Source organism: Cupriavidus sp. KK10, assembly GCF_018223725.1.
GTDB classification, from domain to species: domain Bacteria; phylum Pseudomonadota; class Gammaproteobacteria; order Burkholderiales; family Burkholderiaceae; genus Cupriavidus; species Cupriavidus necator.
This window is the reverse complement of sequence record NZ_CP073678.1, coordinates 1278311-1305270: the sequence shown is the minus strand read 5'-3', so window position 1 is coordinate 1305270 and position 26960 is coordinate 1278311. Positions and strand designations below refer to the sequence as shown.

The 26960-nt window shown below is 62.3% G+C and carries 23 protein-coding genes and 6 pseudogenes; 18 read left to right on the top strand and 11 right to left on the bottom strand.

What is annotated here, in order from left to right; genetic code table 11:
• The first annotated feature begins 86 nt into the window (after positions 1 to 86).
• From KB879_RS37495 to KB879_RS37480, 4 genes are all read left to right on the top strand, one after another.
• Positions 87 to 455 (top strand): c-type cytochrome, encoded by a 369-nt coding sequence (locus tag KB879_RS37495; protein ID WP_211982927.1) that lies wholly within the window; start codon positions 87 to 89, stop codon positions 453 to 455.
• A gap of 179 nt (positions 456 to 634) precedes the next feature.
• Positions 635 to 838, top strand: a complete 204-nt coding sequence (locus KB879_RS37490; protein ID WP_153956691.1) for a DUF2892 domain-containing protein — start codon at positions 635 to 637, stop codon at positions 836 to 838.
• Between the two features lie 99 nt (positions 839 to 937).
• Positions 938 to 1291, top strand: a complete 354-nt coding sequence (locus KB879_RS37485; protein WP_211982925.1) for a carboxymuconolactone decarboxylase family protein — start codon at positions 938 to 940, stop codon at positions 1289 to 1291.
• Positions 1292 to 1397: 106 nt separating this feature from the next.
• Entirely contained in the window at positions 1398 to 1916 is a 519-nt protein-coding gene (locus KB879_RS37480; RefSeq protein WP_211982923.1) for an aspartate carbamoyltransferase, read from the top strand.
• 655 nt (positions 1917 to 2571) lie between these two features.
• Here the strand turns inward: KB879_RS37480 and KB879_RS40665 are convergent.
• Together KB879_RS40665 and KB879_RS37470 are read right to left on the bottom strand one after the other, a co-directional pair.
• Positions 2572 to 2853: a transposase gene (locus KB879_RS40665; RefSeq protein ID WP_249221548.1), complete on the bottom strand. Its 282-nt coding sequence runs from the start codon at positions 2851 to 2853 to the stop codon at positions 2572 to 2574.
• Positions 2854 to 2961: 108 nt separating this feature from the next.
• The gene (locus tag KB879_RS37470; RefSeq protein ID WP_013958670.1) at positions 2962 to 3828 is read right to left on the bottom strand and encodes a LysR substrate-binding domain-containing protein; all 867 of its coding nucleotides are present in this window, start codon (positions 3826 to 3828) and stop codon (positions 2962 to 2964) included.
• A gap of 125 nt (positions 3829 to 3953) precedes the next feature.
• Here KB879_RS37470 and KB879_RS37465 point away from each other — a divergent pair, with 125 nt between their 5' ends.
• The 6 genes and pseudogenes from KB879_RS37465 to KB879_RS37440 all read left to right on the top strand — a co-directional run bounded on the left by KB879_RS37465 (position 3954) and on the right by KB879_RS37440 (position 9558).
• Positions 3954 to 4541, top strand: coding sequence for a hypothetical protein (locus tag KB879_RS37465; protein ID WP_153956687.1), 588 nt, complete (start codon positions 3954 to 3956; stop codon positions 4539 to 4541).
• Positions 4542 to 4653: 112 nt separating this feature from the next.
• Complete coding sequence (locus KB879_RS37460) at positions 4654 to 6267, top strand: rhodanese-like domain-containing protein (protein ID WP_153956686.1); 1614 nt, start codon at positions 4654 to 4656, stop codon at positions 6265 to 6267.
• A 61-nt stretch (positions 6268 to 6328) separates the two neighbouring features.
• The gene (locus KB879_RS37455; protein ID WP_371827438.1) at positions 6329 to 7330 is read left to right on the top strand and encodes a Bug family tripartite tricarboxylate transporter substrate binding protein; all 1002 of its coding nucleotides are present in this window, start codon (positions 6329 to 6331) and stop codon (positions 7328 to 7330) included.
• A gap of 58 nt (positions 7331 to 7388) precedes the next feature.
• The gene (gene metC, locus KB879_RS37450) at positions 7389 to 8603 is read left to right on the top strand and encodes a cystathionine beta-lyase (protein ID WP_211982921.1); all 1215 of its coding nucleotides are present in this window, start codon (positions 7389 to 7391) and stop codon (positions 8601 to 8603) included.
• A 131-nt stretch (positions 8604 to 8734) separates the two neighbouring features.
• Positions 8735 to 8902, top strand: a pseudogene (locus KB879_RS39960) (molybdopterin-dependent oxidoreductase); the annotation flags it as partial.
• Positions 8903 to 9210: 308 nt separating this feature from the next.
• A complete protein-coding gene (locus KB879_RS37440; RefSeq protein WP_153956682.1) occupies positions 9211 to 9558 on the top strand; it encodes a helix-turn-helix domain-containing protein in 348 nt (115 codons plus the stop codon).
• Between the two features lie 309 nt (positions 9559 to 9867).
• Here KB879_RS37440 and KB879_RS37435 read toward each other — a convergent pair.
• A pseudogene (locus KB879_RS37435) lies at positions 9868 to 10501 on the bottom strand (IS110 family transposase); the annotation flags it as partial.
• A 196-nt stretch (positions 10502 to 10697) separates the two neighbouring features.
• On the opposite strand from KB879_RS37435, the gene KB879_RS37430 reads away from it, so the two are divergent.
• Complete coding sequence (locus KB879_RS37430; RefSeq protein ID WP_211982917.1) at positions 10698 to 12251, top strand: deoxyribodipyrimidine photo-lyase; 1554 nt, start codon at positions 10698 to 10700, stop codon at positions 12249 to 12251.
• Between the two features lie 96 nt (positions 12252 to 12347).
• Here the strand turns inward: KB879_RS37430 and tnpB are convergent.
• The 3 genes and pseudogenes from tnpB to KB879_RS37415 all read right to left on the bottom strand — a co-directional run.
• Positions 12348 to 12544, bottom strand: a pseudogene (gene tnpB / locus KB879_RS37425) (IS66 family insertion sequence element accessory protein TnpB); the annotation flags it as partial.
• A 230-nt stretch (positions 12545 to 12774) separates the two neighbouring features.
• Positions 12775 to 14028: an IS256 family transposase gene (locus tag KB879_RS37420; protein ID WP_211980211.1), complete on the bottom strand. Its 1254-nt coding sequence runs from the start codon at positions 14026 to 14028 to the stop codon at positions 12775 to 12777.
• A 42-nt stretch (positions 14029 to 14070) separates the two neighbouring features.
• Complete coding sequence (locus KB879_RS37415; RefSeq protein WP_249221408.1) at positions 14071 to 14379, bottom strand: hypothetical protein; 309 nt, start codon at positions 14377 to 14379, stop codon at positions 14071 to 14073.
• 719 nt (positions 14380 to 15098) lie between these two features.
• Here KB879_RS37415 and KB879_RS37410 point away from each other — a divergent pair.
• A pseudogene (locus tag KB879_RS37410) lies at positions 15099 to 15203 on the top strand (type II toxin-antitoxin system PemK/MazF family toxin); the annotation flags it as partial.
• Between the two features lie 52 nt (positions 15204 to 15255).
• Here the strand turns inward: KB879_RS37410 and KB879_RS37405 are convergent.
• A complete protein-coding gene (locus KB879_RS37405; protein ID WP_153956679.1) occupies positions 15256 to 15546 on the bottom strand; it encodes a hypothetical protein in 291 nt (96 codons plus the stop codon).
• A 663-nt stretch (positions 15547 to 16209) separates the two neighbouring features.
• Here KB879_RS37405 and KB879_RS37400 point away from each other — a divergent pair.
• Complete coding sequence (locus KB879_RS37400; RefSeq protein WP_153956678.1) at positions 16210 to 16875, top strand: helix-turn-helix transcriptional regulator; 666 nt, start codon at positions 16210 to 16212, stop codon at positions 16873 to 16875.
• Positions 16872 to 17438 (top strand): DUF6036 family nucleotidyltransferase, encoded by a 567-nt coding sequence (locus KB879_RS37395; protein WP_153956677.1) that lies wholly within the window; start codon positions 16872 to 16874, stop codon positions 17436 to 17438. The genes KB879_RS37400 and KB879_RS37395 overlap by 4 nt, the downstream gene beginning before the upstream one ends.
• Before the next feature lie 318 nt (positions 17439 to 17756).
• Here the strand turns inward: KB879_RS37395 and KB879_RS37390 are convergent, their stop codons facing one another.
• The 3 genes and pseudogenes from KB879_RS37390 to KB879_RS37380 form a co-directional block, all read right to left on the bottom strand.
• Positions 17757 to 18968, bottom strand: coding sequence for a 3-hydroxybenzoate 6-monooxygenase (locus tag KB879_RS37390; protein WP_211984537.1), 1212 nt, complete (start codon positions 18966 to 18968; stop codon positions 17757 to 17759).
• A 29-nt stretch (positions 18969 to 18997) separates the two neighbouring features.
• Positions 18998 to 19189, bottom strand: a pseudogene (locus tag KB879_RS37385) (maleylacetoacetate isomerase); the annotation flags it as partial.
• Between the two features lie 250 nt (positions 19190 to 19439).
• Positions 19440 to 20987 (bottom strand): winged helix-turn-helix domain-containing protein, encoded by a 1548-nt coding sequence (locus KB879_RS37380; RefSeq protein WP_211982915.1) that lies wholly within the window; start codon positions 20985 to 20987, stop codon positions 19440 to 19442.
• A 234-nt stretch (positions 20988 to 21221) separates the two neighbouring features.
• Here KB879_RS37380 and KB879_RS37375 point away from each other — a divergent pair.
• A pseudogene (locus KB879_RS37375) lies at positions 21222 to 21980 on the top strand (SDR family oxidoreductase); the annotation flags it as partial.
• A 117-nt stretch (positions 21981 to 22097) separates the two neighbouring features.
• Positions 22098 to 23036 (top strand): LysR family transcriptional regulator, encoded by a 939-nt coding sequence (locus KB879_RS37370; protein ID WP_371827480.1) that lies wholly within the window; start codon positions 22098 to 22100, stop codon positions 23034 to 23036.
• Between the two features lie 124 nt (positions 23037 to 23160).
• On the opposite strand, the gene KB879_RS37365 is transcribed toward KB879_RS37370, so the two are convergent.
• A complete protein-coding gene (locus KB879_RS37365) occupies positions 23161 to 24024 on the bottom strand; it encodes an isochorismatase family cysteine hydrolase (protein ID WP_211982913.1) in 864 nt (287 codons plus the stop codon).
• Between the two features lie 528 nt (positions 24025 to 24552).
• Between KB879_RS37365 and KB879_RS37360 the strand changes: the two genes are divergently transcribed.
• Together KB879_RS37360 and KB879_RS37355 are read left to right on the top strand one after the other, a co-directional pair.
• Positions 24553 to 25383, top strand: a complete 831-nt coding sequence (locus KB879_RS37360; protein WP_211982912.1) for an alpha/beta fold hydrolase — start codon at positions 24553 to 24555, stop codon at positions 25381 to 25383.
• A 137-nt stretch (positions 25384 to 25520) separates the two neighbouring features.
• Complete coding sequence (locus tag KB879_RS37355; RefSeq protein WP_211982911.1) at positions 25521 to 26951, top strand: catalase; 1431 nt, start codon at positions 25521 to 25523, stop codon at positions 26949 to 26951.
• Positions 26952 to 26960 lie beyond the last annotated feature (9 nt).

Sequence of the window (26960 nt, the reverse complement as noted above, 5' to 3'; positions counted from 1 at the left end):
AGCCGACTCCGAAGGACCTTCCTTCATCTTTGGTAAAGCACCGCAGGTATCGATCATCAGACACCCGCGTTCTTGGCACACCCCACTTGAAATTCAAAAGAGGCGAAAAAATTGACACGCCTCAGAAGCCAGACCCGACCCATGGCCAGGCCATCTACACCGCGCAATGTGCGTCCTGCCACGGTGGCGAAGGCCAGGGTACTAAGAATCCGCAAGGCGGCTATGTGTTCCCTCCGGTCTGGGGCAAGGACTCGTTCAATGTGGGCGCTGGCATGGCGCGCCTGTACACGGCGGCCGCGTTCGTGAAGCACAACATGCCGCTTGGGCAGGGCGGAACGCTGTCAGCCCAGGACGCGGTTGACGTCGCCGCTGACTTCACGCAGAAGCCGAGGCCCGATTACGCTGCATGGGTGAAAGACTGGCCCAAGGGGGACCGCCCGAAGGATGCACGCTAGCTTCAGTCGAGGCACGGCCGGTGTCGGCGTTCCGCACTAGCTTGCGCTATATCAAGAACCGACGTCCAGCAAGAGGCAAGACTATTTCAGTAGCTCTCGCTTCAAAAGCTGGATGTGCAGAGCAGCAAGTCCATTCCGCTTTTCGTCCACACCGTCTTGTTATTGACAAGGAGCCTGCAATGCAAGCAAATGTTGGAACCATTGACCGAATCCTCCGGATTGTTATCGGGTTGGTCCTGATTGGTCTGGCCGCGACCGGAGGCATTGGCGCCTGGGGCTGGATTGGCGTCCTGCCACTTCTTACCGGCATAGTGCGCATCTGTCCTGCCTACAGCATTCTGGGTGTGAAGACATGCTCGACACCGAAGGCTGGCGCAAAGTAGTTCGATGTCAACCAGTTGAGCAGCCGAGGGGCTGCTCGCGTCAATGATGTTGAACGATGGTTCAATCGCCGTGCGCATTTCCTAGACGATGGAGGCTTCATGAGTGGCATTCCGGAATTCAAGACCGTAGTCAAAAATGTGTCTGCGCAAATGCGCCGCTTGCGTGAGACCCAACCTGACTTGATGACAGCCTTCTCCCAACTGGCTGCGGCCGGTACCAAAGAAGGTGCGCTAAGCAAGAAGACGAGGGAGTTGGTGGCATTGGTTATTGCCGTCGCTTGCCGTTGCGACGACTGCATTGGCTTTCACGTCCAAGCGCTTGTCAAGCTGGGAACCGCGCGAGCCGAATTGGAGGAAGTGCTGGGAACAGCCGTGTACATGGGGGGCGGACCGTCCATGATGTATGCCACACACGCATTGAAAGCCTTCGAGGAATTCACGGCCGACGCGTAGCCCGACCTGGTTATTATCGAATGGCTTTTTCTCTGCGCCGCATGTGTACTAGCTGCATTGCCTGGCTGAGCGCAGTCCCGCTTTCTACCCGACAGGTACCTCGCAAATGAAAAAGACCTTTACTTGTGTCGCTCTGGCAGTTGCTGCCTCGACCGTCCCGCCGCTTGCCAACGCTGCCGATGTCCAGCGCCAAGTCGAAATCGCCGAGCGAGGCAAAAACGTCATGCCGTTCAACCTCAAGGCTACAACCCATATATTTACCAAGACTGCTGTGGGTGGAACGCAGCGCGTTATAGCCAAACATGCTGGCGACAAAGAGCAGACCACGCTGATTAGGGAGCATCTGCAAGAGATAAGAAGCCAGTTCATCGAAGGCGACTTTTCCAGTCCATCATACATTCACGGCAATGACATGCCTGGCCTGACCGAGCTTCGTTTAGCAAAACCGGGGCAAATTGCCATTGAGTACCGGGAGGTCGCCGACGGCGCCGAACTCGACTACCGAACATCAGATGCCAAGTCCGTTGCGGCATTGCACAACTGGTTCGACGCACAACTCGCCGACCACGGACCGGATGCCGTCGAGGGCCAGCGGCATCATCGTGGTGACATGCCCAAGCCGTGATTGAGGGTTCCCTCCTTCAAGTGTCGCCACTGTTGCCCATGCGGCATCACAGAACCTCAACACGCCGCCGCTCTTTGCGCGCTGTCGTCATGCGGTCGGTCGGCGGAGCAAGATTGCATAGGCAGTCGGATTGGCTAACCAACTGGCTCGCCTGCGGTTGGCTCCGTCGCTGCGGATGATGCGTCGTGCTACTTGGCTGCCGCCAGCATGTAGTCAACGGCGGCTTTCACCTCCTCATCGGAGGCGCTTCAGCCACCCCTGGGGTAGCCTCATACCGAGTCCGCCCAGCGCATGCGCATACAACGTTGCCGGCCCAGCTTAATGCGGAGGCTCATGAGGCCTCGTCGCCAAATCTCGGTGCAGTCATTATTTGTTGGAGGCCGATATACCGGTCATTCATGTATTGCCGCTGCTTTAGCTGCTCCGGTGCCGCATCGCGGATATCGATGAGAACTACCGTTTTTCGGACTTCAACAGATCCGACAACTCATTGGACTCCTCGGGGATCGTCACAGGTCGAGACTTGATGCGCTGGCGGTGGCGCCCAACGTGTCAACCAAGTCTGATTGCGGCATAGCACGGGCCAGAAGCGAGGCCAATGCGTCGGGTGAGTTGCGCAAACACGTACTGACCCGTGCACTAAATAGTGCGCAAATCAGGCTGCGTAGCAAACATGCTTTTCCTGAAAAAGGTTACGGATGACATGAGGATGCTTCTGCAGGCGATGCAGATCGCGACGCACGCTATCGATCATTTCCGTCTTGCTGGTCGGCCGGCCCTTGCCCATCGCGTTGGTTTTCACATCCTGATTGAGCAACTCATCGGGGTTCAGCTCGGGACAGTATCCGGGCAGCCGTATCAGGCGCAGCCGCTCAGCATTTTCCGCGACGAATTGCCCGACTGACGGACCTGAAGCCGTGGTATGCAGCGAAGCCATCATTCCGCGGCAAATATTGATACGCGATCTTCTTAGTTTGCAGCGCCTGCTACGCGGCCTACGATTCAGGTTTCCCTGTTCTCAGAACGCCGAAATCGCGGGTAGCCGTCACGCGCTGACCAGCCCGCGCTGCAGGGCGGTTTTGAGCATTGAGAAGACATGCCGTGCAACAGGATTGACCGCATTGGGACGCGCCCAAAGGTAGTAGGTGACATCGGGCAACCGCGGCAAGCCATCGTTCTCGCCCAGGATACGCATGTCCGCCGTCAGCAGGTCGATGCTGCGCGCCGTAATGCCCAATCCACCGCGCAGCGCCGCCTTGATGCCGATCAGGCTTGGTGCCAGATAAGCGATACGCCAGGGTACACCAGCATGCGTCAACGCCTCGAGCGACAGCTTGCGGAACAGGCTCGGCTCATCGGCCAGGATCAGCGGTACCGGCGTGCCGTGCTCATAGACAAAATCCGCCGAACACACCCAGATCGTAGGCGTGGTGCGCAGCACAATGCCTTCGAGTGTATTGTCCTCGCGCGTGGAAACGGTCAGGTCAATTTCGCCGCGCCGCAGCGATTCCATCAGGAATGGGCTTCTGCCGACATGGATCTCCAGCCGCAGCGCCGGCGACGACCGAGCAATATGCGACAGCAGCACCGGAAGGATGGTATCCGCCACATCGTGCGGCGCGCCAATGCGCAGCGAGCCGGTCAGGTCTCCCTCGCGCAGCATTCGGAGCGTCTCGTCGTTGATGGTCAGCAGCTGCCGCGCGTATTCCAGCAGCTTCTTGCCATGCCGCGTCATCTGCTTGCCACGGCCCTGGCGCTCGAACAGCGTCAGCCCAAGCTGTTCTTCCAACCGTTGCATCTGCTGGGTGACGGCCGATTGCGTGCGTTGCACGGCTTCGGCGGCGGCGCCAAAGGTTTCATTGTCGGCAATGGCCACCAGTGTGCGAAGCAGGTCCAGATCGAGGTTACGCATTCATTAGTCCTGCTAATGGGTTTTCGTCGCGCATTAAGTGGTTTTCAGGGCTGATGTTCATTACAGTGAAACACGAAACAGCGTTCTACCCCTCAAAAACAGAGATTACAAGGATCGATTGCATCATGTCCATCACACAACAGCGCCAGGCAGCCGTCGGAGAGACCATCGAATCCATTAAGAATATCGTAGATAAACGCGCCGTCACGCGCGCCAGCTTGGCCGATGTCCTGTCCCATGTGGAAGAACTGGCCGCCCGCACCGAACTGTGGGGCGAGACCGACTTCCCGCCGCCCGAGCCCGGTGAACGCCAGGCGCGTTACCTGATCACCGAGGATCCTGACCAGACCTATGCGCTGTACCTGAACGTAATGCGTCCGGGCAAGCGCATCCCGCCGCACAACCACACCACCTGGGCCTGCGTGGCCGGTGTCAGCGGCATCGAATTCAACGATGTCTACACCCGCACCGACGATGGCAGCCAGGCCGGTGTGGGCACGCTCGAATATTCGCATACCGTGGAAGTCGGCCCGCGCTGTGGCATCGCGCTGCTGCCTGACGATATCCATTCCGTGGAAATCCAAGGGGAAGACGTCATCCGCCATCTGCATATGTATGGTCGGGCGCTGGAAACGCTGACCGAACGGCTGACGTTCGACCTCGAGACCGGCCGCTGCCAGATCATGAACGTGGGCGTACAGACCCGCCGCTAAAAGAAAGCCTGAACGGGGGCCTGAGCCATACCGTCAGGCCGCCCACTCCTGAGATCCGACCCGACGAATTTCCTCTCCGCGGAGAGGGCGGCCACCCTTTGCCCAAAATTTCATGAGCCAAGCTTCCTATACCGCTGTCGACGCCGTCACCCTGAAGGGCTGGCTGCACGATGCCGACGAGATCGCCCTGTTCGATGTGCGCGAACACGGCCAGTATGGCGAGGGCCATCCGTTCTATGCCGTGCCGCTGCCCTACAGCCGGCTCGAACTCGACATCGGCCGCCTGGCACCTCGTACCGATGCGCGCATGGTGCTGGCCGATGACGGCGACGGCGTGGCGCAGGCCGCAGCCGCCGCGCTGGCACGCCTTGGCTATACGAACCTGTTTGTCCTCGATGGCGGCGTCCCGGCCTGGCAGGCCGCCGGCTACGCGCTGTTTGCCGGCGTCAACGTGCCGTCGAAGACCTTCGGCGAACTGGCTGAGCACCACTACCGCACCCCACGCGTCACCGCGCAGGAACTGGCAGCCATGCAGGCCGGTGCCAATGCACCGGTGGTGCTCGATGGCCGCCCGACCGGCGAATTCCGCAAGATGAATATCCCGGGCGCGATCTGCTGTCCCAACGGCGAACTCGCCTATCGCCTGCGTGACCTGGTGCCCGACAGCACCACGCCGATCGTGATCAACTGTGCGGGCCGTACGCGCAGCATCATCGGTGCGCAATCGCTGATCAATTTTGGCGTGAGCAACCCGGTCTATGCGCTCGAAAACGGTACGCAAGGCTGGTACCTGAACGATTTCACGCTCGAACACGGCGGTACCGCACGCTATCCGGAGAACGCGTCGCCACGCGAACTCGATGCCGCGCGCAACGCCGCGCAGGCGCTGGCCGCCCGCTTCGATGTGCCGCGCATCGCCGCCGCGCAGGCCATTGCATGGCTGGCCGACAGGTCGCGCACCACATTCCTGTGCGACGTGCGCACCCCCGAGGAATACGCCACACAGACGCTGCCCGGCGCGCAACACACCCCTGGCGGCCAGCTTATGCAGGCTACCGATCAATATGTCGGCGTGCGCCGCGCTAGGCTGGTGCTGTTCGATGCCGAAGGGGTGCGCGCCATCGTAGTGGCCAGCTGGCTGCGCCAGATGGGCCATGACGCCGTGGTACTCGATGGCGGATTGCAGGCAGGACTCGTGGCCGGAGTCAAGGCTGCGCACGGACCCGCATATCGGGTGGCCGCGCCGGCCACCATCAATGTCGCGCAGTTGGCCGCCGGAATGGCCACGCAATCGATGCTAGCGCTGGACCTGCGCGGCAGCATGACGTACCGCGCCGGCCGAATCGCCGGCAGCCACTGGTCTACGCGTGCGCGATTGGCACAAGACCTGCGCGGCGTGCCGCACGACACCACGCTGGTGCTGATCGGCGATGCCGACGGCGATGATCCCGCTGACCTGGCCTTCGCTGACCTGCACACGCTCGGCTATCGCGATGTACGCCGGCTGCACGGCGGCTTCGGCGCATGGCGGGATGCCGGCCATGCCGTGAGCCGGGGCGCCGAGACCCTCCCCGATGCGCGGTGCATCGACTACCTGTTCTTCGTGCACGACCGCCACGACGGCAACAAGGCCGCAGCCCGCCAATACCTGGCTTGGGAAACGGGGCTGATCGGCCAGCTCGACGCGCAGGAATTGGCCACCTTCCGTTTCAGGCCTCTCGACTGATTCCCACCCGAACCTGCAAGTCCGCCACGACAAACCTGCCAAAAGAGAACGAGGTCGCCCCATGTCACGCCCGATGTCATCACGCTTTCCGCAGCTTCTGGTTGCAGCACTCACCTTCACCATGTTCGGCGCCGCCACGGCGCAGCCGCTGGCGCCGGTCAACGATTATCCGTCGCAGTCGCTACGCATCGTGTCGCCGTTTCCCGCCGGCGGCGGCAATGATGCCGTGACGCGCGTGGTGGCCGCGCGGCTGTCACAAGTGCTAGGCCAGAGCGCGGTGACGGACAACCGCGGCGGCGCCGGCGGCAATATCGGCACGCGCTATGTGGCGGAGTCGAAGCCCGATGGCTATACGGTGCTGACGTCGCAGGTATCGATCATGGCCGTAAACCCGACGCTCTATCGCGCGCCGGGCTTCGACCCGATCAAGCAGTTCATTCCGGTCACGCAGATCAACGCTGCGCCGCTGGCTATCGTCGTCTCCACCAACGCCCCCTGGAAGTCGTTCGAGGAACTGGCAGCACAGGCCAAGGCGCAGCCGCAGAAGATCACCTTTGCCACGCCCGGCAACGGCACGCTGTCGCACCTTGTGGGCGCGGTGCTTGACAAGGACAGCAAGGTCTCACTGCAGCATGTGCCATACAAAGGTGCCGGGCCGGCCATCAACGACCTGCTCGGCGAACAGGTAGATGTGCTGATCACGTCCACCTCGTCGGTGGCCGGTTTCATCCAGACTGGCCGCATGCGGGCATTAGCCGTCACCAGCCCGCGTCGTCTCGGGGTATTCACTAAGGTGCCGACCCTTGAAGAACTGGGCTATCGCAATGCACGCTTTGAGGACTGGTACGGCTTCTTCGTGCCGGCCGGCACGCCGCCCGAGCGCGTGGCGCTGCTGAATCGTGCCATCGTGCAGGTGCTGCAGATGCCCGACGTGGTGAAGACCATCCGCGACAGCGGCAGCGACGTCATAGCCAACAGCTCCGAAGCATTCGCCGTACAGCTCAATCAGGACATCTCCCGCTGGTCGCAGATCGTCAAGCTGTCCGGCGCTCATGTCGACTAACGGAAGGCACGAACCTTGCGACGTCTCCCACAATCGTGAGCCACCCCACAGGCCAACCATGACGAAAGCGCTCCCAACACGCCTTGCCCATGCCGGGCGCATATCCGCTGTGTCCGGCGGCCAACCGGTCAACCCAGCCGTGGTGCGTGCGAGCACCGTGCTGTTCGAATCCGTTGCCCAGCAGCGAGAGATGCGCGCGCGTCGCGATACCGAGCGCCTGTTCACCTACGGTGCGCGCGGTAACCCCACCAACTTCGCGCTCGAAGACATGGTGACGATGCTTGAAGGCGGCTATCGCACACGCCTGTTCCCGTCGGGGCTGGCTGCGGCGGCGATGACGATCCTAGCCTATGTACGCCCCGGCGAGCATGTGCTGCTACCCGACTGCGTCTATGAGCCAGTGCGCAACCTGGCCAACGGCTTCCTGCGCCAGCACAGCATCGCTGCCGACTTCTATGCGGCGGACGGCTCCGACCTCGATGCGAAGCTGCGCCCGGAAACGCGGCTGGTCTATGCGGAAGCCCCCGGCTCGTTGGTCTATGAAATGTGCGACCTGCCCGCGCTGGCGGAACGCGCACATGCAAACGGCGCACTGGTCGCCGCCGACAACACCTGGGGATCGGGTCTGCTGTATCGCCCGCTGGAACTCGGCGCCGATATCTCCCTGATGGCCGCCACCAAGTACCTGTGTGGCCATTCCGACGTGATGATGGGCACGGTCTGCACCACCGAGGCCGCCTGGCAACCACTGGCGACGATGTCCGACTCCTTCGGCATGGCCGTGAGCCCCGACGATTCCTATCTGGTCCAACGCGGGATCCGCTCCCTAGGCGCGCGTCTCGCGCAACATCAGGAAAGCGCATTGGCGGTGGCGCAATGGCTGCTCGATCGCCCCGAAGTCGCACAGGTCTTCTGCCCTGCCCTGCCGCACGATCCCAATCACACGCTGTGGCAACGCCACTGCCATGGCACCAATGGCCTGCTCTCTTTCACCTTGCATTCGCAGGCGCCGGTGGCGCCCGAACGCTTTGTCGACAACCTGCAGCTGTTCGGCATCGGTGCCTCATGGGGCGGCTTCGAAAGCCTGGCGGTACTCGCCGACATGCGCCGCGCGCGCAGCATCAGCGACTGGTCATCGCACGGCACCGTGATTCGGCTGCATATCGGCCTGGAGGCCGTGTCCGATCTAATGTCCGACCTCGATCAGGCATTCGCCGCCATCGCTCACATTGAATCGACTGAACAGGAGTCCTCCCATGCCCATCATCGGTGACTGGTTGCGCCAGCAATCCGGCCCCGCCCGCACCAGCGGCCAGCTGCCTGTCGGCTCGATGGCCTCGGGCGTGAGCGTCACGCTGCCCTATGTGGCGATGCGTGGCGCGCAACCGGCGCGATGCCTGGGCACGACCGCAAACGGTGATTGTGCAGGACATCTGGTGGACGGCCACGGCACGCCATGCCGATATCGTGCTGCCAGTGACCACAGCATTGGAGCGCAACGATATTGGCGGTTCTTCGCGCGACCGCCACGTGCTGGCAATGCACCAGGCCGTCGCGCCGCTGCATCGGGCACCCGCGGCCACCAGCCTGTGGCGCGTCAGGCGGCGCGGCCGGATCACCGCCGATGAAGGCGGCCTGTTCATTCCGGCCACGCGTGCCGGGGATCTGGTGCATGAGGGTGCGTCGATCGGGGACACGCTCAAGCTCGATGCCTCGCTCACGGCCGTCAAGCCGTTCACGCACGACGGCATCCCAATCGGCCTGCGCAGCGATCCGGTCGTCCACCCCGGCGAACGGCTGGCCTTCGTGGAAACTCAACTCGTAAAGCACTTCATACAGAAAAGATGATGCTCTACCATATCGGTTGATATGGAGATAGCATGGGCAGAACGGAGATAGACCGACTGGTTGTTGTGGTGGGGCACGCGATTGCCAGGCACCGCATAGCAGCCAACCTCACTCAGGAACAGGTGGCGGAACGGTTGGGGATTGGCAACGAGGCGGTCTCCCGAATGGAGCGTGGCGTCGTCATGCCCACGATCGCGCGCCTGGCCGAGTTGGCTGACATCTTCCAGTGCGACACCTCGGAACTGCTGACCGGGGCCAGCACCCGCTCCAGCGATCAGGCCAACCATCTCGCCCGGCTACTGACGAAGGTCAGCAGCCCGGACCGCGCCATGATCGTGGCCATGGTCGAGACCCTGACCGCGCGACTAGCTCGTCGCTGATCCGCTCCACTTCCGTTACCCTCAGTACCCCTCCGGTAAGAGCAGGGTCGTGACCGAGCGATCTGCCGGGGCGCGTTCATATAAGTTGGGGAGGCCTCCAAGGGAGCGGGCGCTAAGAGCATCCGGGCACCGCGCCGGCGCCCAGCGATTGATGGCTGCAGGCGAAGCTTGGCGATTAATTGCATTTCAATTTCGGCGTAACGGCTTGGCCTGGAACGGGGGCGCCGCCACTGGCGGAAGAGCGCAACCACGGCGACCGCCAAGAAATCCCGTCCGTCGCGCCCATCGATAGCCTCCGACCTCTTCGCCGCTCAATTCGTTATCCCGATGCCATGCCTCGACCTGCGCGCCAATTTCGTCGACCTGACGCTCCAGCATCCTTCAGATGCTCCAGCAGCCGCTGGACGAGCAGACGGAACGAGCCTGGCAACTCATTGGTCGCATCCTCGATCAACTCCGGCACCTGCCTGGCAATACTCCCGATACCCTGGGGAACTACTAATCCAAACTCGGCCAGCAAACCACGAATCTGGTTGGCCTGCGAGGTGCGCGCTTTCACGAAGCCCTGACGCGCACGATGCAGCGCCAACACCGCCTGCTGCTCAACATACTTGATCGGCACAAACCTCATGTTCGGCCGTGCTACCGCTTCGCAGATTGCCTAGGCATCGGCCGCATCGTTCTTGTTCGTCTTGACATACAGCTTGACGAACTGCGGCGCCATCAGCCGCACCGTGTGACCGAAGCTCTGCAGCTTTCGAGCCCAGTGGTGCGCGCTGCCACACGCCTCCATCCTAATCACGCCCGGCGGCAGAGTCGCAAAGAACTCGGCCACCTGGGCACGCTTGAGCTGCTTTCTCAACGTCGCTTTGCCCAGCTCATTCACACCGTGGATCTGAAACACATTCTTCGCCAAAGCGATGCCAATCGTCGTGACCTGCATGAGGGATGCTCCTGTTTGAGAGATTGCCATGCTCACCAGTTTTGCACTCATGTACCTTCACGGGGAGGGGCGTCCATCCCATTAACGCCCCGATGAAGATATGGAACGTATGATGTCAAAAGCAGCCAAGATGCGGCGCAGGCGATACCCGCAAATGGAGCTGTGCCACAACGTTCCATGGGACTAAATTACAGCAATGCCGAGACCCCTTTCTCCTGCCTCTGAAACAGCTGGCACCAGACGCATGCCCTACCGGATCGACCGGGAGTTCGCGCGTGGCCTAGTCTGGTTCCGGCGCGACCTGCGCGCCGACGACCATGCAGCGCTGCACTATGCCCTCAAGCACTGCCGCCAAGTGTGGTGCGTATTTGTCTTCGATCGCGAAATCCTTGACCCGCTGATTGCCCGCGGACGCAAGGTCGATCGGCGTGTAGAGTTCATCCTGAGGTCGTTAGAGCCGTTACGCAGGACGCTGACCGATGCGGGCGGTGGCCTGATCGTGCTTGACGATACCGCGCGCGATGCCATTCCTCGGCTGGCGGCCGAACTCGATGCAGAAGCCGTCTTTACGAACCACGACTACGAACCTGCGGCGAAGCGGCGTGACACGGCCGTAAGTCAGGCACTGGCTTCCGACTTCCGGGTGCTGTTCACATTCAAGGACCAGGTTATCTTCGAGGCTGACGAGCTCATGACCGGCCAGGGCCAGCCGTTCAGCGTCTTCACGCCGTACAAGAATGCGTGGTTACGCGGAGTGCAGCCGTTCGACCTTCGACCGTATCCAGTCGACAAGTATCTGGGCGCGCTGGCACCGGTGCCCCGCCAGTATCAAAAGGCTTCGCCAATGCTGGACGATCTCGGCTTCGCTGTCAGCAATCTCGCCGAGATTGCGATGCCCACTGGCAGTGATGGCGCCCGTGCACTATTCGACGAATTCATCGACCGCATCGGCGACTATGGCAACCGGCGAGATTTTCCCTCGCTGCGCGGCCCGAGCTACCTGTCGGTACACCTGCGCTTCGGCACGATCTCGATCCGCACGCTGGCGCGAGCCGCGCTCGACGCCGTACTGCGCGGCGGCAGCAAAAGCGCCGGCGCGGCCGTCTGGCTGTCCGAACTGATCTGGCGCGACTTCTATTTCATGATCCTCCACCACCATCCCCGCGTGGCCGACGGAAAGTCTTTCCGCCCCGAATACGATGCGCTGCGCTGGGTCGACTCTGTCACGGGCGACAGATACTTTCAGGCATGGTGCGACGCACAGACCGGCTATCCGCTGGTCGATGCCGCGATGCTGCAGATCCGCCAGAGCGGCTACATGCATAATCGTCTACGGATGGTGACTGCAAGCTTTCTCGTCAAGGACCTCGGCGTCGACTGGCGACGCGGCGAGCAATATTTCGCCGACCAGCTCAATGATTTCGATTTCTCGGCAAACAACGGCGGGTGGCAGTGGGCTGCATCAACGGGCTGCGATGCACAGCCGTACTTCCGTATCTTCAATCCGGTCATGCAATCGGAGAAATTTGATCCGCAGGGGCGATTTATCCGCAAGTACTTGCCGGTGCTGGCACAGATGCCGGACAAGTACATCCATGCGCCATGGACGGCGCCGGTGAATGTGCTGGCTACAGCGGGGGTGAAGCTTGGGGAGAACTATCCACCCCCGATCGTGCAGCACGACGTTGCGCGGAAAGAGACCCTTGAAAGGTATGCGGCGATAAAGAAATCGATGCGCACCGAGTTCTAGATCGGCGAACTTCAGCGCGCTCGTCGGGTGGCGCCGCTGCGCCGGAATCTCGATGCCTTCGAGCCAGGCGTTCAGTTCGGCCGGCGAGAAGCCGCCCTGGGCCAACGCCGCCAGCGAGGGAAAGCGGCGGCGCTCGAGTCGCTCGTACCACAGCACGAAGCCGGTACGGTCCCAGTAGAGGATCTTGACCTTCGAGCGGTCGCGGCCACGAAGACGAACAGGTGACCCGACAACGGGTTCTGTCCTAGCAGCGGCTGCACCAGATATGACAGAGCGTCGATGGACTTGCGCATGTCGACCGTATCGCGGTAGATGAAGGCTCGCACATCGCCGGTGATCAGCACCGTCCGCCTCCCAGTTGCCCGAGCACAAAGCGTACGATGCGCACGGCATGCGCGCCGGTGAGTTCGATGCGCGCGCCGGCCAGTGCGATCACTACATGGTCACGCCCCCTCGATGGCGCGATGTCGGCCACCGCTGGAGGTGTCAGGAATTCTGTGTGCTGAGGTCGGTTAATTAAATCTCAGCGTAGGGCGTTGGTGAAGCGGTCACCGAAGAGAATGGCGAACTGGTTGGCCGCTTGTTTCCAGGTGATGGGCGGCATCTTCCAATCTTTCTCGATGTTGCGCAAGGCCAGGTACAGCAGCTTGCTGGCGGCTTCGTCGCTGGGGAAGTGGCCCCGGTTCTTGACGATCTTGCGCAACTGCATGTGCATGCTCTCGATGGCATTAGTGGTGTAGATGATTCTGCGCACTTCCGGCGGATAGGCGAAGAACGGGATGACCTGCTCCCATTGCCGCCGCCACATGTCGGCCACCGTCGGGAATTTGCGGCCCCAGTCGCTGCCGGCAAAGGCATCCAGCGCAGTGGCAGCGGCATCGGCCGTGGCAGCCTGGTAAATCGGCTTGAGTGCGGCCGCCAGGCCCTTGCGATCCTTCCAGCTCGCCAGGTTGAGCGAGTTGCGGATCAGGTGGACGATGCAGGTCTGGATTTGCGCGGCCGGGTAGACGGCCTCGATGGCCTGGGGGAAGCCGCGCAGGCCATCGACCACGGCGATCAGGATGTCCTCCAGGCCGCGGTTCTTCAGTTCGTTGAAGACCTTGAGCCAGAACTTGGCGCCTTCGGTCTGCTCGATCCACAGGCCGAGGACTTCCTTGCGCCCATCGGCGCGGATGCCCAGCGCGAGGTACACCGCCTTGTTCCTGACGGTGCCTTCGTCGCGGATCTTCAGGCGCAGCGCGTCGAAGTAGACAATGGGGTACATCGCCTCCAGCGGGCGCTGCTGCCATTGTTCGACCTCGGCCAGCACTTCGTCGGTGATGGTGGAAATCAGGTCGGGCGAGACCTGCAGCCCATACAGTTCCTGCAAATGGCCCTGAATCTCACGCACGCTCATCCCGCGTGCATACATGCTGATTACGTGGTCGTCGAAGCCGGACAGCCGGCGTTGGTACTTGGCGACCAGTTGCGGCTCGAAGGTGGCTTGCCGGTCGCGCGGAATGTCCAGTTCCAGCTCGCCGTTGGGCGTGATGACGGTCTTTGCACTGCTGCCGTTGCGGTGATTGCCGCTCTTGCCTTGCTTGGCCTCGCTGGCCAGATGGTGCGTCAGTTCGGCGGCAAGCATACGCTCGGCCAACTGCTTCTTGAGCAGGCCGGCCAAGCCTGATTCACCGAGAATCGACTCGGCGTCCTTGTTCTGTACCTGAGCCAGTAGTTGATCGATCAACTCATCCGGAAACAGCTTCGGCGCGCTCGATTTCTTGCTCTTCTTGGTCATGCTTTTTGTTTCGGTCATAAGGGCGTTTCTTTCGATATCGTCTCATGACCTCAACACACAAGAAATCTGACAGGCTCCCACCGCTTGCACGGCGGGTGCTGTGCCCGTGGCCGCCGCGATGAACGCGGTGTCGGCGGTCACCGTCAGAGGCATCACAGCCGGCTGGTCGTGGTCCACGCGCTTGCGCCACAGGCCAGAGGTGCTGACCGCCAGGCCATGCTGCCGGCAGAAAGCGCGGATGCCCAGCCCGCTATTGTTCCACTGCGCCACCATCTCCCGCCAGAAGGCTTGATCATGCCGGTAATACCTCGTCCCTTCGTGTCCACTACTGCCGTCTCGATGCTCGGCCATCGCTTCACTCCTTATACCGTGAAGCCGCTACCTTCTCATCGCTGCTCCTGCCTCACCAGATGGGTTCCGCTGACGCTTACGATCGCGCGGGAAAGGCATGCGGCGCGCTGTCGCTGGCTCTGCACGGTGCTCTATCTGGGCGGGCTGCGGCCTTTGGATTCACCGGCACAGCCATGGGCGCATTCCTCGGCCAGCGCAACGCCCAGGGCGTCAAGCAGGACGGCCGGCCCAGCGACAACTATCTTGGCCGGTTGGCCGGGATGGTTGTCCGAAAGCTTTAGTTCATGGTTGTCGGCGGCGCTGACCGAACCTTAAGTCAGCATGACTTTCGTCGAGGCAATGGCTGGCCTGCCAAGCGTATCAACGTTAAGGCACACAATCATGCTAGGCAGAACATCCACGCTTTGCCGGTCGACAATGTTTGGACAATCGGTAACCGTACAAGTATTGCTTACCGCTTGAACAATTGAGACGGACCAAGACGGCAGGCGGACCCCTATCAGGTCACTCTGCGATCGCAATGATCTGGTTTAGTTGCTCACAAGCCGCAGCAAATACCTCCAAGGGAGCCTGTCTCCAGGTCTCACGGCCACCTTGCGGATTGCAGTCGATCCAGATGATGTCACGTCGCTCAGGCACCCATAGCTTGCCCGCCATTAGATAGCCTCCGCGCCGATGCGTTGCGTGACCATGGATTCGCTGCCGTGCTTGATTGGGTCAAACTGAAGGATATGCATCCGATGCTGGTCCTGTCCCCGCGGCCGTTCAATGAACGGACCAGCATCGTGATTGGCTTGCCGATGACTACCGCAGCCTACAACGATATCCAATCGCCGATGCTGAAGTCGGTGAGTCAGTAAGGCCGGTTGCCACGCGTCAGAAGATATGCCTGATACCCAGCGCCGCGCCAGACATGCTGTTCTTCCCTGCCCCGAGGTAGTAGCCGGTTCCCAGCCCACCGACAGAGGTATCGAAGTTCAGGGACGCGTTCTTGGCATAGGCAGTAGTCAGATAGAGGTTAGTGCGCTTCGACAGGTAGTAGTTGTTGATTACCTGCACCTGCCATGGATTGGCGATATTGCCCAGTAGCGCATTGGTAACCGGATTGGCGACTTGCTTGACGTTGTCATAGTAGTAGCCGGCCGTCACCTGCCAGGTCTGGGTCACATGGGGGATGGTTCCGGTTTGCTGCGGCAGATCGGCGCATAAATTCTAGACTTTGCGTTGGGCCTCATTCCGACTTTTACGGCATGCGCGCGTCCTCGTTCCGGCCACTCCCGCCCTCAAATCGCGTGTCGCTGTGGTCCTCTACAGAGGAGTCCTCGCTCAGAAAAGAGCGTCACGGTGCAATAGGTTGGGCCGCAATGTGGAATTCTCAGGCCCACCAAGGGGTCATGACTTCAGCAAAGCGGCCAGGTACTGGCATCGCACGACCCTATGGCTTGCATCTCAGATGCAGACCGACCTTTGCGCTCCAATCCATTGCACCATACAGCCCGCCGCCGCTGCCGCTGCCGCCAATAATTTCGTGATCGTGAAATTGCAGATTAGGCCCCGCTGATATGCCGCTGTGCATGCCAGGCCGACCGTATGCGGCGTGGAGGTCCGAAAGTCCTGTTGCTATTCCCTTGGGCTCGACCTCTTTGGCGACGCGTCCTCGTTGCTCAGCGCGTGCTGGCGCGACCCCGCTCACTTCTGGCGGCGGTCGCCGACCCACCAGGCCATCGTGAGGCTTGCCAGCGTCCCACCTCAACAACGCAAACTGACGATGACGCGATGATGTTCAACAAACTAGTCTAATTTCCATATTTTGACTAGAATACTGAACATATGCCAGCCTTCACTGATACTACTTCCGTCCTAGAACGTCACTTGCTGCTGCAACTCGGCGACCGCATCAAGCGTCTGCGGAAGGCCCAGAACTTCAGCACGGTCGAGATGGCCAAGCGCGTTGGCATCTCCCGGACGACCCTCGCTGCCGTTGAGGCAGGCGACCCCGCGCCGACGATGGGCACTTACCTTCGCGTCATGTCGGTCCTCGGCGTGGCCGGGGATCTCGCCCTGCTGGTCAGCGACACCTTCCAGCCGCCGCCGGCAAATTCAGCAGCCGCCTCGTCCAAGCGTACCAGACCGCAGGTGCAAGTTATGGTGACGACGGATCCCAGCCGCCATCAAGCTCAGGATTTGCAGAGCATGGCGCTGCACAAGGAGGCGATCCGAATGATTCATGAGGATCCTGCCCTACTGGGCCGGGCCCAAGAGGTGCTCAGGCGATGGCGCTCGCAGGGAGACTCACGGTCTGATTCACTTTGGTCCGAGTGGGAAACGATTCTTGCGAACCGGTCGTGGCGCAAGGCGCTTGGCCGAACTCGACGTGCTCAAGAGCTTCGCCAAGCCTCTCCCCTGCCGGCTGTTCTACCCGACGCCCTTCGGCAGGAGGTGCTTGCACAGATCCAGGCGTTGAAGAAAGGCGTTGTGATCGGGGATCAGGAATGAACCGGGAAGATCTGGAACACATCATTCGGGCCGCGGCCGACATCACGAATGAATACGAGTTCGTTGTCGTTGGCAGCCAATCGATCCTAGGGCCGATCCCCAACCCGCCGGCAGTTTTCACGATGTCTGCGGAGGCCGACATCTACCCGCTCAATGCCATCGACAAGGCGGATGCGATTGACGCGGCCATCGGAGAAGGCTCGCGTTTTCACGAGACGTACGGTTACTACGCGCAGGGCGTCGGGCCAGAGACCGCCTGCCTGCCGGCCGGATGGCAACGCCGCCTGCAGCGCATCCAGACGGCGGGCACGAATGGACGGGTTGGCTATTGCTTGGACGTCGTTGACCTCTTTATGGCGAAGGCGGTAGCGGATCGCGACAAGGACCGCGTCTTCTGTATGGCCCTAATTCAATACGGCTATGTTTCGCCGCGCGCAGCGCTCAGCCGCGTCCAGGACATGCCGATAGAAAAAGCTGCACAGGGACGACTGCGTGCACGCATCAAGCGCTGGACGAAGGCCTTGCGGGACCAAGGTCATGCGGTTCCCGATGGCGACGCCTAGTCGGAGCTATCCGTTAGGCGGCGTAGGTGCAGTAACAACGTTGCCCCGGTGCTCGCCAACTCGCCATAAGGCACCGTTATCGGACCTTATTGCCATGCACCCGGGTCACGCTCTTCTCCCCGCCAATGCCTTGCGACGGACAGCGTGGCGTGCAACGGCGGTAGCCGGCCACTTGCGGCCTCTCGCGCTCGGCTTCGCCCGGCCATTCAGATGTCGGCTTCACCTCGGTAACAGACTTCCGCACGGTCTTTTGCAAGCGTCGGGCAAGGTATCCTCAGAAGCAGCATTCATGATCGATGCTCACCGCCACCCTCGTTCTCACAACCACGGTGTCTGGCTCAGGCATTTCTCAGCCCGCCAGCCGTGCAACCACTGCAACGCGTCGTAGAACTGCGACTGCGCGCGGCCAGTCCACAGCGAATTGCGCACCAGACGATCGACGCCCTTGGCGTGGTATACGCGGCCCATGTCGCGGGTAGCGTACACCACGCGTGCAGTGCGCGAGACTCGGGCCTGCGCGTACAGCTTGAATGCAGCCTCGAAGTCGCCGTTCGTTTCCTGCACGGCAGCACCAAGCGTGACGGCGTCCTCCAGCGCCTGGCAGGCGCCCTGCGCAACGTACTGCGTCATCGGATGGGCGGCGTCGCCGAGGAGGGTCGCGCGACCGAAACTCCAGCGCTCCCCCGGGTCCCGGTCGGCCGTTGCCCAGCGCTTCCACGAGGTCGGCCGGTCAAGCATTTGGTGCGGCAGAGGATGAATGCCCTCGAAGTACGACGGCACCTCCTCCTTGCTGCCGTCCTTCACGCCCCACTCCTCCTTCTCGCGGCTGTGGAACGTGACCACGAGGTTGTACTGCTGCCCGCCGCGCAGCGGATAGTGGACCAGGTGGCAATGCGGACCGGCCCAGACCACCGGTGCGTTGACCTGCAGGTCCTTTGGCATGTTGTCGACATCGACTACGGAGCGGTAGACCACGTGGCCCGTCACGCGCGGCGCATCGCCGATCAGCGTCTGGCGGATGGCGGACTTGACACCGTCGCAGCCGATCACGGCGTCGGCGGCATGACGCTCGTCGCGCTGGTCGATGACCGTCACGCCGTTGGCGTCCTGCTCCAACCTGTCGACGCGCGTGCTCGTACGGAACGTGATCAGTGGATGGTCCTGCACCGCCTCGAGGATTGACAGATGGATGTCGGCGCGATGGATCACCGCGTACGGATTGCCGACTCGCTCACGGTACTGGGCGCCGACCTCGATGCGGGCCACCTCGCTCGCATCAAGCGCATCCTTCAGGATCAGATGATCAGTAAACACGGCGCGGCCGCGCGCGGCTTCGCCGACGCCGAGCGCGTCCAGCGCGGCGAAGGCGTTGGCAGCAAGCTGGATGCCAGCGCCGATCTCGCCGATCTGGTCGGCCTGCTCAAGCAGTTCTATGCGGATGCCCTGCTTCGCCAGCGCAAGCGCTGCGGCGAGTCCGCCAATGCCGCCGCCGATGACGAGGACTTTCTGCTGGGGTTGAGTGGAGGGTATGTCGTGGTCTCCTGGGCCCGGGCGTGCGCTCAGGCTTTGTAGTCGGGCTGGCGTGCCGGGGCGGCCGCAGCGAACGCGGGATGCGTGTTGGCGTGTGCAACGACGGCCATCGCCTTCGGGTAGGCCGACAGATCGCACCCCATGCGCAGCGCATTGGCGACCTGCGGTACGAGGCAGACGTCGGCCAGCGTGGGCTGCGAGCCGAAGCACCACGGCCCCCGCCAGCCATTCTCCAGTTCGGCCAGGTTTTCCTGACTCCACGGCGGGGTACGCGAGTTGAGCGTCGTCATGGCGGCGCCGCCCGCCCGGACCTTCTCGTCGAAGATATGGAAGGCCGCGGTGGCTCCAGCTTCATGCATGAACAGTTGCGCCCCGGCGTCGCGGTCTCATCCATGCGATCTATGCGACCGTTCGAGAGCACGCTCTGCTCGGCCCGGTATGCGCCATCGGCGAGGAGCAATCGTGCCATAGTCACTCGGGCAATCCGGCCAGCCGAAGCCCCTCCGCAAACTGGGTCAGGTCTTCTGGGCGACGGATCGGAAGCCAGTCCTTGAGATTGGAGACGCGGAGTGACGGATCGAGCGTGCGCAGGCGCTGCATCGCCTCCTTCGCTTTGTCCATGCGTCCAGCGAGCGCATGACTCGCCGCCAGAACGCCGACCGGTGCAAGGAAACTCGGTAGATTGCATTTGGCCCTTTCGGCCCAATCCGAAGCGGCGTCGAAGCGTCCTGCGAAGAAATGTGCCAGCGCCATCCCAGCCTGCATCCTGAACATTTCCGGATCCAATGGACTCAAGCGAACGGCACGCGCCAAATACTTAATCGCAGCGTCTGTTTCACCGCGACAAGCGTGCAGGCACCCACACAGAGACCATGCAGGGGCGTGGTTCGGATTAAGCAGCAAAGCTCTGTCGAACAGCGCGATACCGCCGTCGAGGTCGCCGGTCAGATGCCCGAGTGCATGAGCTCCTCTCGTGAGCGCCACAGCATCGTCCCGGCCGAGCTCCACCGCCAGTCGCGCCAGGCGAGTGCCCTCGGCAATCTCCCGGGGCTGATCGATCATCCAGCCATTCATCTTGCGCCAGATATAACACCAGGCCGCCATGCCGTAGGCCGATGCGAAATCCGGATCGAGCTCGGTGGCCTTGTAGAACAAGGGCAGCGCCGCCTCGATTAATTCGCGCGTTCCGCTGTGCACCTGCGCGGTGCCGCGCAGGTAATAGTCGTAGGCGCACAGGTTCTCCGTCGGCTTGCGCTTGGCACGCTCGATTTCCGCCCGCTCGAGCTGCGGCGCGATGGCGCCAACCACGCTTTCCGCAACCTGGTCCTGCAGTTCGAAGATGTCGTCCAGCGTGCCTTCGAAGCGCTCCGCCCAGAGATGTGTCCCGGTCCTGGCATCGATGAGCTGCCCTGTGATGCGCACCTTGTTGCCGGTCTTGCGCATGCTGCCTTCCAGCACGTAGCGCACGCCAAGCTCGCGGCCGACGTCCATCACCTCGACTGCGCGGCCCTTGTAGGTGAAGCTCGAGTCGCTCGCGATGACGAACAGCCAGCGTATGCGCGACAGCGCAGCGATGATGTCCTCCACCACGCCGTCGGCGAAATACTCCTGCTCGGGATCGCCGCTCAGGTTCTGAAAGGGCAATACGGTAATCGAGGGTTTACCCGGAGGGAGGAGCGCGGACGGCGGCTCCCTCGATTCTCTGGAGATGTGTTCGCCGATCTCGCCGACGAAGCGGAAACCCTTGCGAGCGACAGTCCTGACCAAGCGCTGTTCTCCGCCGGTGTCGCCAATGGCCTTGCGAACCGCATTGATGTGACTGGTGATCGTCGATTCCGAGACGATTCGGCCGCGCCATACCGCCTGCAGCAGGTCGTCCTTGCTGACGACACGGTCGCGGTTCCTGACGAGGTACAGCAGTAGATCGAAGACCTGCGGCCCGACAGACACGACTTTCGCGCGATGCGAAAGCTCCCGGCGTTCCGGGTCGATCACGTAGTCTCCAAACACGAACTGCACTTGACATCCCCTGGCCGATTCGGCTCCCACGTTGGGGGCAATTGGCGAATTCCGTCCATGGATGATACTGCAACCGGTGGTAAGAGAATCTCATTCCGATCGTGCAACGCTTGGACGAAGAACCAAGCTTTCCTGCAGAGGAATTCAAGGTGAAGGCAAGGACCTCCCCGGATCGCGCGGGCAACCTCCATGCACATCGACGGCAACGGTTTGCGTCGAGAAACGGAGAGAAACATGAAGATTGTCGTCATCGGGTGCACCGGCTTCATCGGAACGAAGCTTGTAGAGGACCTTCGCAAGCGCGGCCATGACGTGCTCGCAGCCGTCCATGACACCGGCGTCAACACCATCACCTGCAAGGGTTTGGCCAAAGCGCTCGACGGCGCCGAGGTCGTCGTCGATGTGGCGAACTCGCCAGTATGGGAAAACAACGCTGCCCTCGAACTTCTCGAGACATCGAGCCGCAACCTGCTGGCTGCGGGCGCTGCCGCCGGCGTACGCCATCATGTGGCCCTGTCGATCGTTGGTAGCGAACGGCACCCCGACTGCGGCTATTTCCGGGCGAAGGTCGCGCAGGAAAATCTCATCAAAGCGTCCGGCATTCCCTACACCATCGTGCGTGCGACCCAGTTCTACGAGCTTGTCGGCGACATTGCCCAGTCGGCTGCCCAGTTGGCCACCCTAGGCAAGGAGATTCGCTTGTCGCCGGCGCTGATCCAGCCGATCGCGTCAGCGGACGCGGCAGCGGCGCTTGCCGACGTTGCAGTCGCGCCGCCGGTCAACGGCACGGTCGAAGTCGCCGGCCCGGAGGCGATGCCGCTGGACGAACTGGTCAGGCGCTTCCTGCGGGCGACGCAGGATACGCGCAAGGTCGTGCCGGATGTCCACGCGCGCTACTTCGGTGGCCTCCTCTCCGATCGGACGCTCACACCCGGGGAGAACCCCCGCATCGGCACGATCCGGTTCGAGGACTGGCTCGGTCGCTACCAGGCTCAGTCCTGCTTCGCCAGGCAGTCCGCTCTTTTGGCGACTGCCGGTGCGGACAACTCGGAGGCGCTTGCATCGAGTTTCGCGACGAGCTATCCCGGAGTCGTCGCCTTTATCACCGTCGTGGCCGAAGGCGGCTTTTCCAAGGCCGCTGACCGGCTCGGGATCACTCGTTCCGCGGTCAGCCGCTGCATCCAGAAGCTGGAGGCGCAGGTCGGCTTGCGTTTGTTGAGTCGGACGACGCGCAGCATTTCCCTCACGCGCGAAGGCGAAATCCTCCATGCCCGCTGCCAGCCCAGCGTCGCTCTCATCACAGAGGTGATGGAGGACTTGCGCGATCTGCGCGACGGTCCGCCGAGAGGACGCCTGCGGGTCTCCGCTTCCGTGGGCTTCGGCCGCAAGGTGGTTGCGCCGCTGCTGTGGGGTTTCCAGGAGAAGTACCCCGACATCGAGATCGAGCTGCACCTGAGCTGCATCGCGAGCGACTTCACGTCGGACCGCATCGACGTCTCGTTTCTCAACGGACGCCTGGCTGACTCCCGGATCGTCGCGAAACGGATCGTCCCGATGCAGACTTTGGTGTGCGCCTCGCCCGAGTATGCGGTAAGGCGCGGTATGCCCGAGTCGCCGGACGCGTTGATGCAGCACGACTGCATCAACGTCCGTCTGCCGTCGGGCCGCGTCTACGAATGGGAGTTCAAGATGGAGGAGGGATCGCGCAAGCTGACTCCGCCATCGCGCCTCATGTTCAACGATGACGGGCTAGTGCTGGAGGCCGTCCTCCAAGGCAAAGGCATCGCTCAGTTGGGCGGGTACCTGATCTGCGATCTGCTGCGCGAGGGGAAACTGGTTCAATCCATGCCACAGTACGCACCCGATGACCAAGGCCACTACATCTGCTACCTAAGCCGTCAGCATCTGCCGTCGCGTATCCGCGTGTTCGTCGACCACATGACGGCAGCGATCCGGGCGCTGGACCTTCAATGCGCGGGGGCTTTCTCACCAACGCCTGATGATCGACAGGTCTCCTCGGCGCCATTGGTGCCCCTGCCGGGTCAATAGACTTGGCAAGACGAACGAGGGTCGACCCCACTCTGCGCTGGACTGGGCCACCCCCACCGAATTCGCACGCCGATGCGGCCTGCATGGTACATCGGTGATCCCAGGAGGGCGAGGCAATCACAGGTCACCGCGCAGTGGGCTTCGCGAGCCGGGCGACGACCTCGTCGGTCGTCCACAGCGCGTTGGCGATGTAGCGGAAGTTGATCAGCGCGCTGAGATTGCCGTCGCCCTCAGGCAGCTTCGGGGCCGCGACCGCATCACGCACGATGGCCACCTCGAAGCCTTGCTCCGCAAACTCGCGCAAGTGGGACTCCACGCACAGGTTGGCCAGCATCCCGGCGAGGACGATCTTGGTGACGCCCTGCTTGCGAAGCTGGAACGTGAGATCGTTGGTCTGCGGGCTGTAGAGCTTGTGGGGCGAAGCGACGATGGTCTTGCCATCCTCGATGTAGGGCTTGAACTCGGGCATGAAGTCCGCGCCCGAACCGCGGAACCCATCCAGGCTCAGTGCGCTGGGCCTGTCGAAGATCTTGATCTTGTGCTGGAAGAGCTCGACGGGGGCCTGGAACTTCCATTGGTGGTCGTGCGGGTAGTAGTAGTGAGGCGAGATCGCGACGACGATGCCCGCCTTCTTCGATGACTCGAACAGGCGCAGCAGGTTCGGCACGAGCCGTTGCTCGGTGACGGCTTCACCCACAGCGGACCAAGCGGCGCCCTTCGGGCTCATGAAGTCGATCTGGGGGTCGATCACGACCAGGGCGGTGCGTTCCAGATCGAGTGTCATCGTGGGAACGGGCATGGCGCGCTCGGTCGGATCGGTGTACTGCGCCGGTTTTACCGGTTGTGGATGTGCCGTCGCGGTTGCGATACTTGCAACGGCCATCGCAAGCGCGGCCGTCAACTGAAGCGTGGCGCGAGCAACGCATCGGTGGTCACGGTTCTTGAAAGGTTCCGACGGCTGCTGTTGGTAGTTGCTGCGTTGGGTCATGTTGGCTCCTCGGACTGGGTGGACAACGAACACGCCGCGAGGCTTTCGATGCGATGCATCGATGCTGACGTGATGCGTTGAAATCTAGAAGCAAATGCCCGACTGCACTAGGCGCTGGGTGTGGACAAATCTGTTGATCGCGAAGTACCAATCGCGCTCAGCGAGAGTCAGTCAAGAATGAGCCGGCGCATTTGAAGATCCGGTCGCGTGGATGGCTGAGCTCAGTGAACAACCCAGCGGAGCGCGCTGGATGCGTTGCCGCGACTTGGTGAAGATCCTGCAACATCGAATTGCCCGTGATGCATATCGCATGTCGAGGAGACCATGCCTAGACTGATCGCGTCTCCACTCAGGTCTATAGCCATGAAGATTGATCCCGCGCCAATTCAGCCTAGATTCGCTGGCGTCACGCGCCGTCAGTTGTTGGTCATTGGGGCAGGCACTGCAGCAGCAGTGGCGCTGCCATTCGCAGCGTACGCTGCTCCTACTGCGCCGAATGGCGCTGAAACTCGGGAAGGAAATCCACCCATGAGCTACGTCACCACCAAAGACGGGGTCCAGATCTTCTACAAGGATTTGGGTCCCTCCAATGGCACTCCGATCGTCTTCTCGCACGGATGGCCTCTGAGCTCCGACGATTGGGACGCGCAGATGATGTTCTTCCTCTCCAAGGGCTATCGTGTCGTCGCGCACGATCGGCGCGGGCATGGCCGCTCAGCGCAAGTCTGGAACGGCCACGACATGGATCACTACGCCGACGACCTCGCCGCGGTCGTGAACCATCTCGACCTCAAGGGCGCGATCCACGTCGGCCACTCGACCGGCGGCGGCGAGGTCGTGCGCTATCTGGCTCGCCACGGCGAGAAGCGGGCCGCGAAGGCCTGCCTCATTAACGCCGTGCCGCCGCTGATGGTCAAGACCGCGTCGAATCCCGGCGGCCTGCCGAAGGACGTGTTCGACGGCCTGCAACTGCAGACGGCCACGAACCGGGCGCAGTTCTACCGCGACCTTCCCGCTGGGCCGTTCTACGGCTTCAACCGGCCGGGCGTGAAGGCGCAGGAAGGCGTCATCCAGAACTGGTGGCGCCAGGGGATGATGGGCAGCGCCAAGGCGCACTACGACGGCATCGTCGCGTTCTCGCAGACCGACTTCACCGACGACCTGAAGAAGATCGGCCTGCCGGTGCTGGTGATGCACGGCGACGACGACCAGATCGTCCCCTACGCCGATTCCGCGCCGCTATCGGCCAAGCTGCTAAAAAACGCCACGCTGAAGACCTACAAGGGCTTCCCGCACGGCATGCCGACAATGCACGCGGGCGTCATCAACGCGGACCTGCTTGCTTTTATCAAGGCCTGATTGCCTCGAATCAGTCGGCGCCGTCGATGGCCGGGTCCACCGTTGAGGTGGAGGCCATCGACGCGACTCCCACTCTGGACCTCCAGTCCTCCCTCCTGAAGACGCTCTACTGAACCCCTCTTCTTGCCCACATTGCCATGACCAAACTCACTCATGCCAACGGCACCCCCGTTGTCGACAACTTCAACATCGAGACCGCCGGTGTGCGCGGCCCCGCGCTGCTGCAAGACATCTGGCTGCTCGAGAAGCTCGCCCACTTCGACCGCGAGGTGATCCCCGAGCGGCGCATGCACGCAAAGGGCTCCGGCGCTTTCGGCCACTTCACGGTAACGCACGACATCTCGGCGTACTCGAGGGCCAGGCTCTTCTCCAGTATCGGCAAGAAGACGGACGTCTTCGTGCGCTTCTCCACGGTGGCCGGCGAGCGCGGCGCGGCGGATGCCGAGCGAGACATCCGCGGCTTCGCGGTGAAGTTCTATACCGAGGAAGGCAATTGGGACCTGGTGGGCAACAACACGCCCGTGTTCTTCCTGCGCGACCCGCTGCGATTTCCCGACCTGAACCACGCAGTCAAGCGCGACCCGCGCAGCAACCTGCGCAGCGCCCAGAACAACTGGGACTTCTGGACGCTGCTACCCGAGGCGCTGCACCAGGTGACCATAGTGATGAGCGATCGCGGCTTGCCCGATGGCTATCGCCACATGCACGGTTTCGGCAGCCACACGTTCAGCCTCATCAACGAGGACAACGAGCGGCACTGGGTGAAATTTCACCTACGCAGCCGGCAAGGCATCCGTAACCTCACCGACGCACAGGCCGCCGCGATCGTCGCCAACGACCGCGAGAGCGCGCAGCGCGACCTGCTCGAGGCGATCGACGGCGGCGACTTCCCGCGCTGGACGTTGTGCATCCAGGTGATGACCGAGCAGCAAGCGCAGGTCTGCCCGTTCAATCCCTTCGACCTCACCAAGGTCTGGCCGCACGGCGACTACCCGCTCATCGAGGTGGGTGTGCTCGAGCTCAACCGCAACCCCGACAACTACTTCGCCGATGTGGAGCAGGCGGCGTTCTCGCCTGCCAACATCGTGCCGGGCATTGGCTTCTCGCCGGACAAGATGCTGCAGGGGCGGCTCTTCAGCTACGGCGATGCGGTCCGCTACCGGCTGGGCGTGAACGCGCACCAGATCCCGGTAAACGCCCCGCGCTGCCCGGTGCACAGCTATCACCGCGACGGCGCGATGCGCGTGGACGGCAACCAGGGCGGGCTGCCCGGCATCGTGCCCAACAGCCGCGGCGAGTGGGCCGACAGCCCGCGGCTGGCGGAGCCGCCGCTGGCGCTCTCGGGTGCAGCCGCGCACTGGGACCATCGCGCGGACGAGGACTACTACTCGCAGCCTGGGGCGTTGTTCCGACTGATGTCGCCCGAGCAGAAGCTGCAGCTCTTCGACAACACGGCGCGCTCGCTCGGCGGCGCGAGCGAGGAGGTGCAGCAGCGGCATATCCGCAATTGCACGATGGCCGATCGCGCCTATGGCGCAGGGGTTGCCGAGGCGCTGAAGAACCGCTAGTCAGGCACC

Coding starts and splice junctions, on each gene's coding strand:
- KB879_RS37490 (WP_153956691.1), top strand. CDS start 635: ATGCAAGCAAATGTTGGAACCATTGACCGAATCCTCCGGATTGTTATC.
- KB879_RS37485 (WP_211982925.1), top strand. CDS start 938: ATGAGTGGCATTCCGGAATTCAAGACCGTAGTCAAAAATGTGTCTGCG.
- KB879_RS37480 (WP_211982923.1), top strand. CDS start 1,398: ATGAAAAAGACCTTTACTTGTGTCGCTCTGGCAGTTGCTGCCTCGACC.
- KB879_RS40665 (WP_249221548.1), bottom strand. CDS start 2,853: ATGGCTTCGCTGCATACCACGGCTTCAGGTCCGTCAGTCGGGCAATTC.
- KB879_RS37470 (WP_013958670.1), bottom strand. CDS start 3,828: ATGCGTAACCTCGATCTGGACCTGCTTCGCACACTGGTGGCCATTGCC.
- KB879_RS37465 (WP_153956687.1), top strand. CDS start 3,954: ATGTCCATCACACAACAGCGCCAGGCAGCCGTCGGAGAGACCATCGAA.
- KB879_RS37460 (WP_153956686.1), top strand. CDS start 4,654: ATGAGCCAAGCTTCCTATACCGCTGTCGACGCCGTCACCCTGAAGGGC.
- KB879_RS37455 (WP_371827438.1), top strand. CDS start 6,329: ATGTCACGCCCGATGTCATCACGCTTTCCGCAGCTTCTGGTTGCAGCA.
- metC (WP_211982921.1), top strand. CDS start 7,389: ATGACGAAAGCGCTCCCAACACGCCTTGCCCATGCCGGGCGCATATCC.
- KB879_RS37440 (WP_153956682.1), top strand. CDS start 9,211: ATGGGCAGAACGGAGATAGACCGACTGGTTGTTGTGGTGGGGCACGCG.
- KB879_RS37430 (WP_211982917.1), top strand. CDS start 10,698: ATGCCGAGACCCCTTTCTCCTGCCTCTGAAACAGCTGGCACCAGACGC.
- KB879_RS37420 (WP_211980211.1), bottom strand. CDS start 14,028: ATGACCAAGAAGAGCAAGAAATCGAGCGCGCCGAAGCTGTTTCCGGAT.
- KB879_RS37415 (WP_249221408.1), bottom strand. CDS start 14,379: ATGGCCGAGCATCGAGACGGCAGTAGTGGACACGAAGGGACGAGGTAT.
- KB879_RS37400 (WP_153956678.1), top strand. CDS start 16,210: ATGCCAGCCTTCACTGATACTACTTCCGTCCTAGAACGTCACTTGCTG.
- KB879_RS37395 (WP_153956677.1), top strand. CDS start 16,872: ATGAACCGGGAAGATCTGGAACACATCATTCGGGCCGCGGCCGACATC.
- KB879_RS37365 (WP_211982913.1), bottom strand. CDS start 24,024: ATGACCCAACGCAGCAACTACCAACAGCAGCCGTCGGAACCTTTCAAG.
- KB879_RS37360 (WP_211982912.1), top strand. CDS start 24,553: ATGAGCTACGTCACCACCAAAGACGGGGTCCAGATCTTCTACAAGGAT.
- KB879_RS37355 (WP_211982911.1), top strand. CDS start 25,521: ATGACCAAACTCACTCATGCCAACGGCACCCCCGTTGTCGACAACTTC.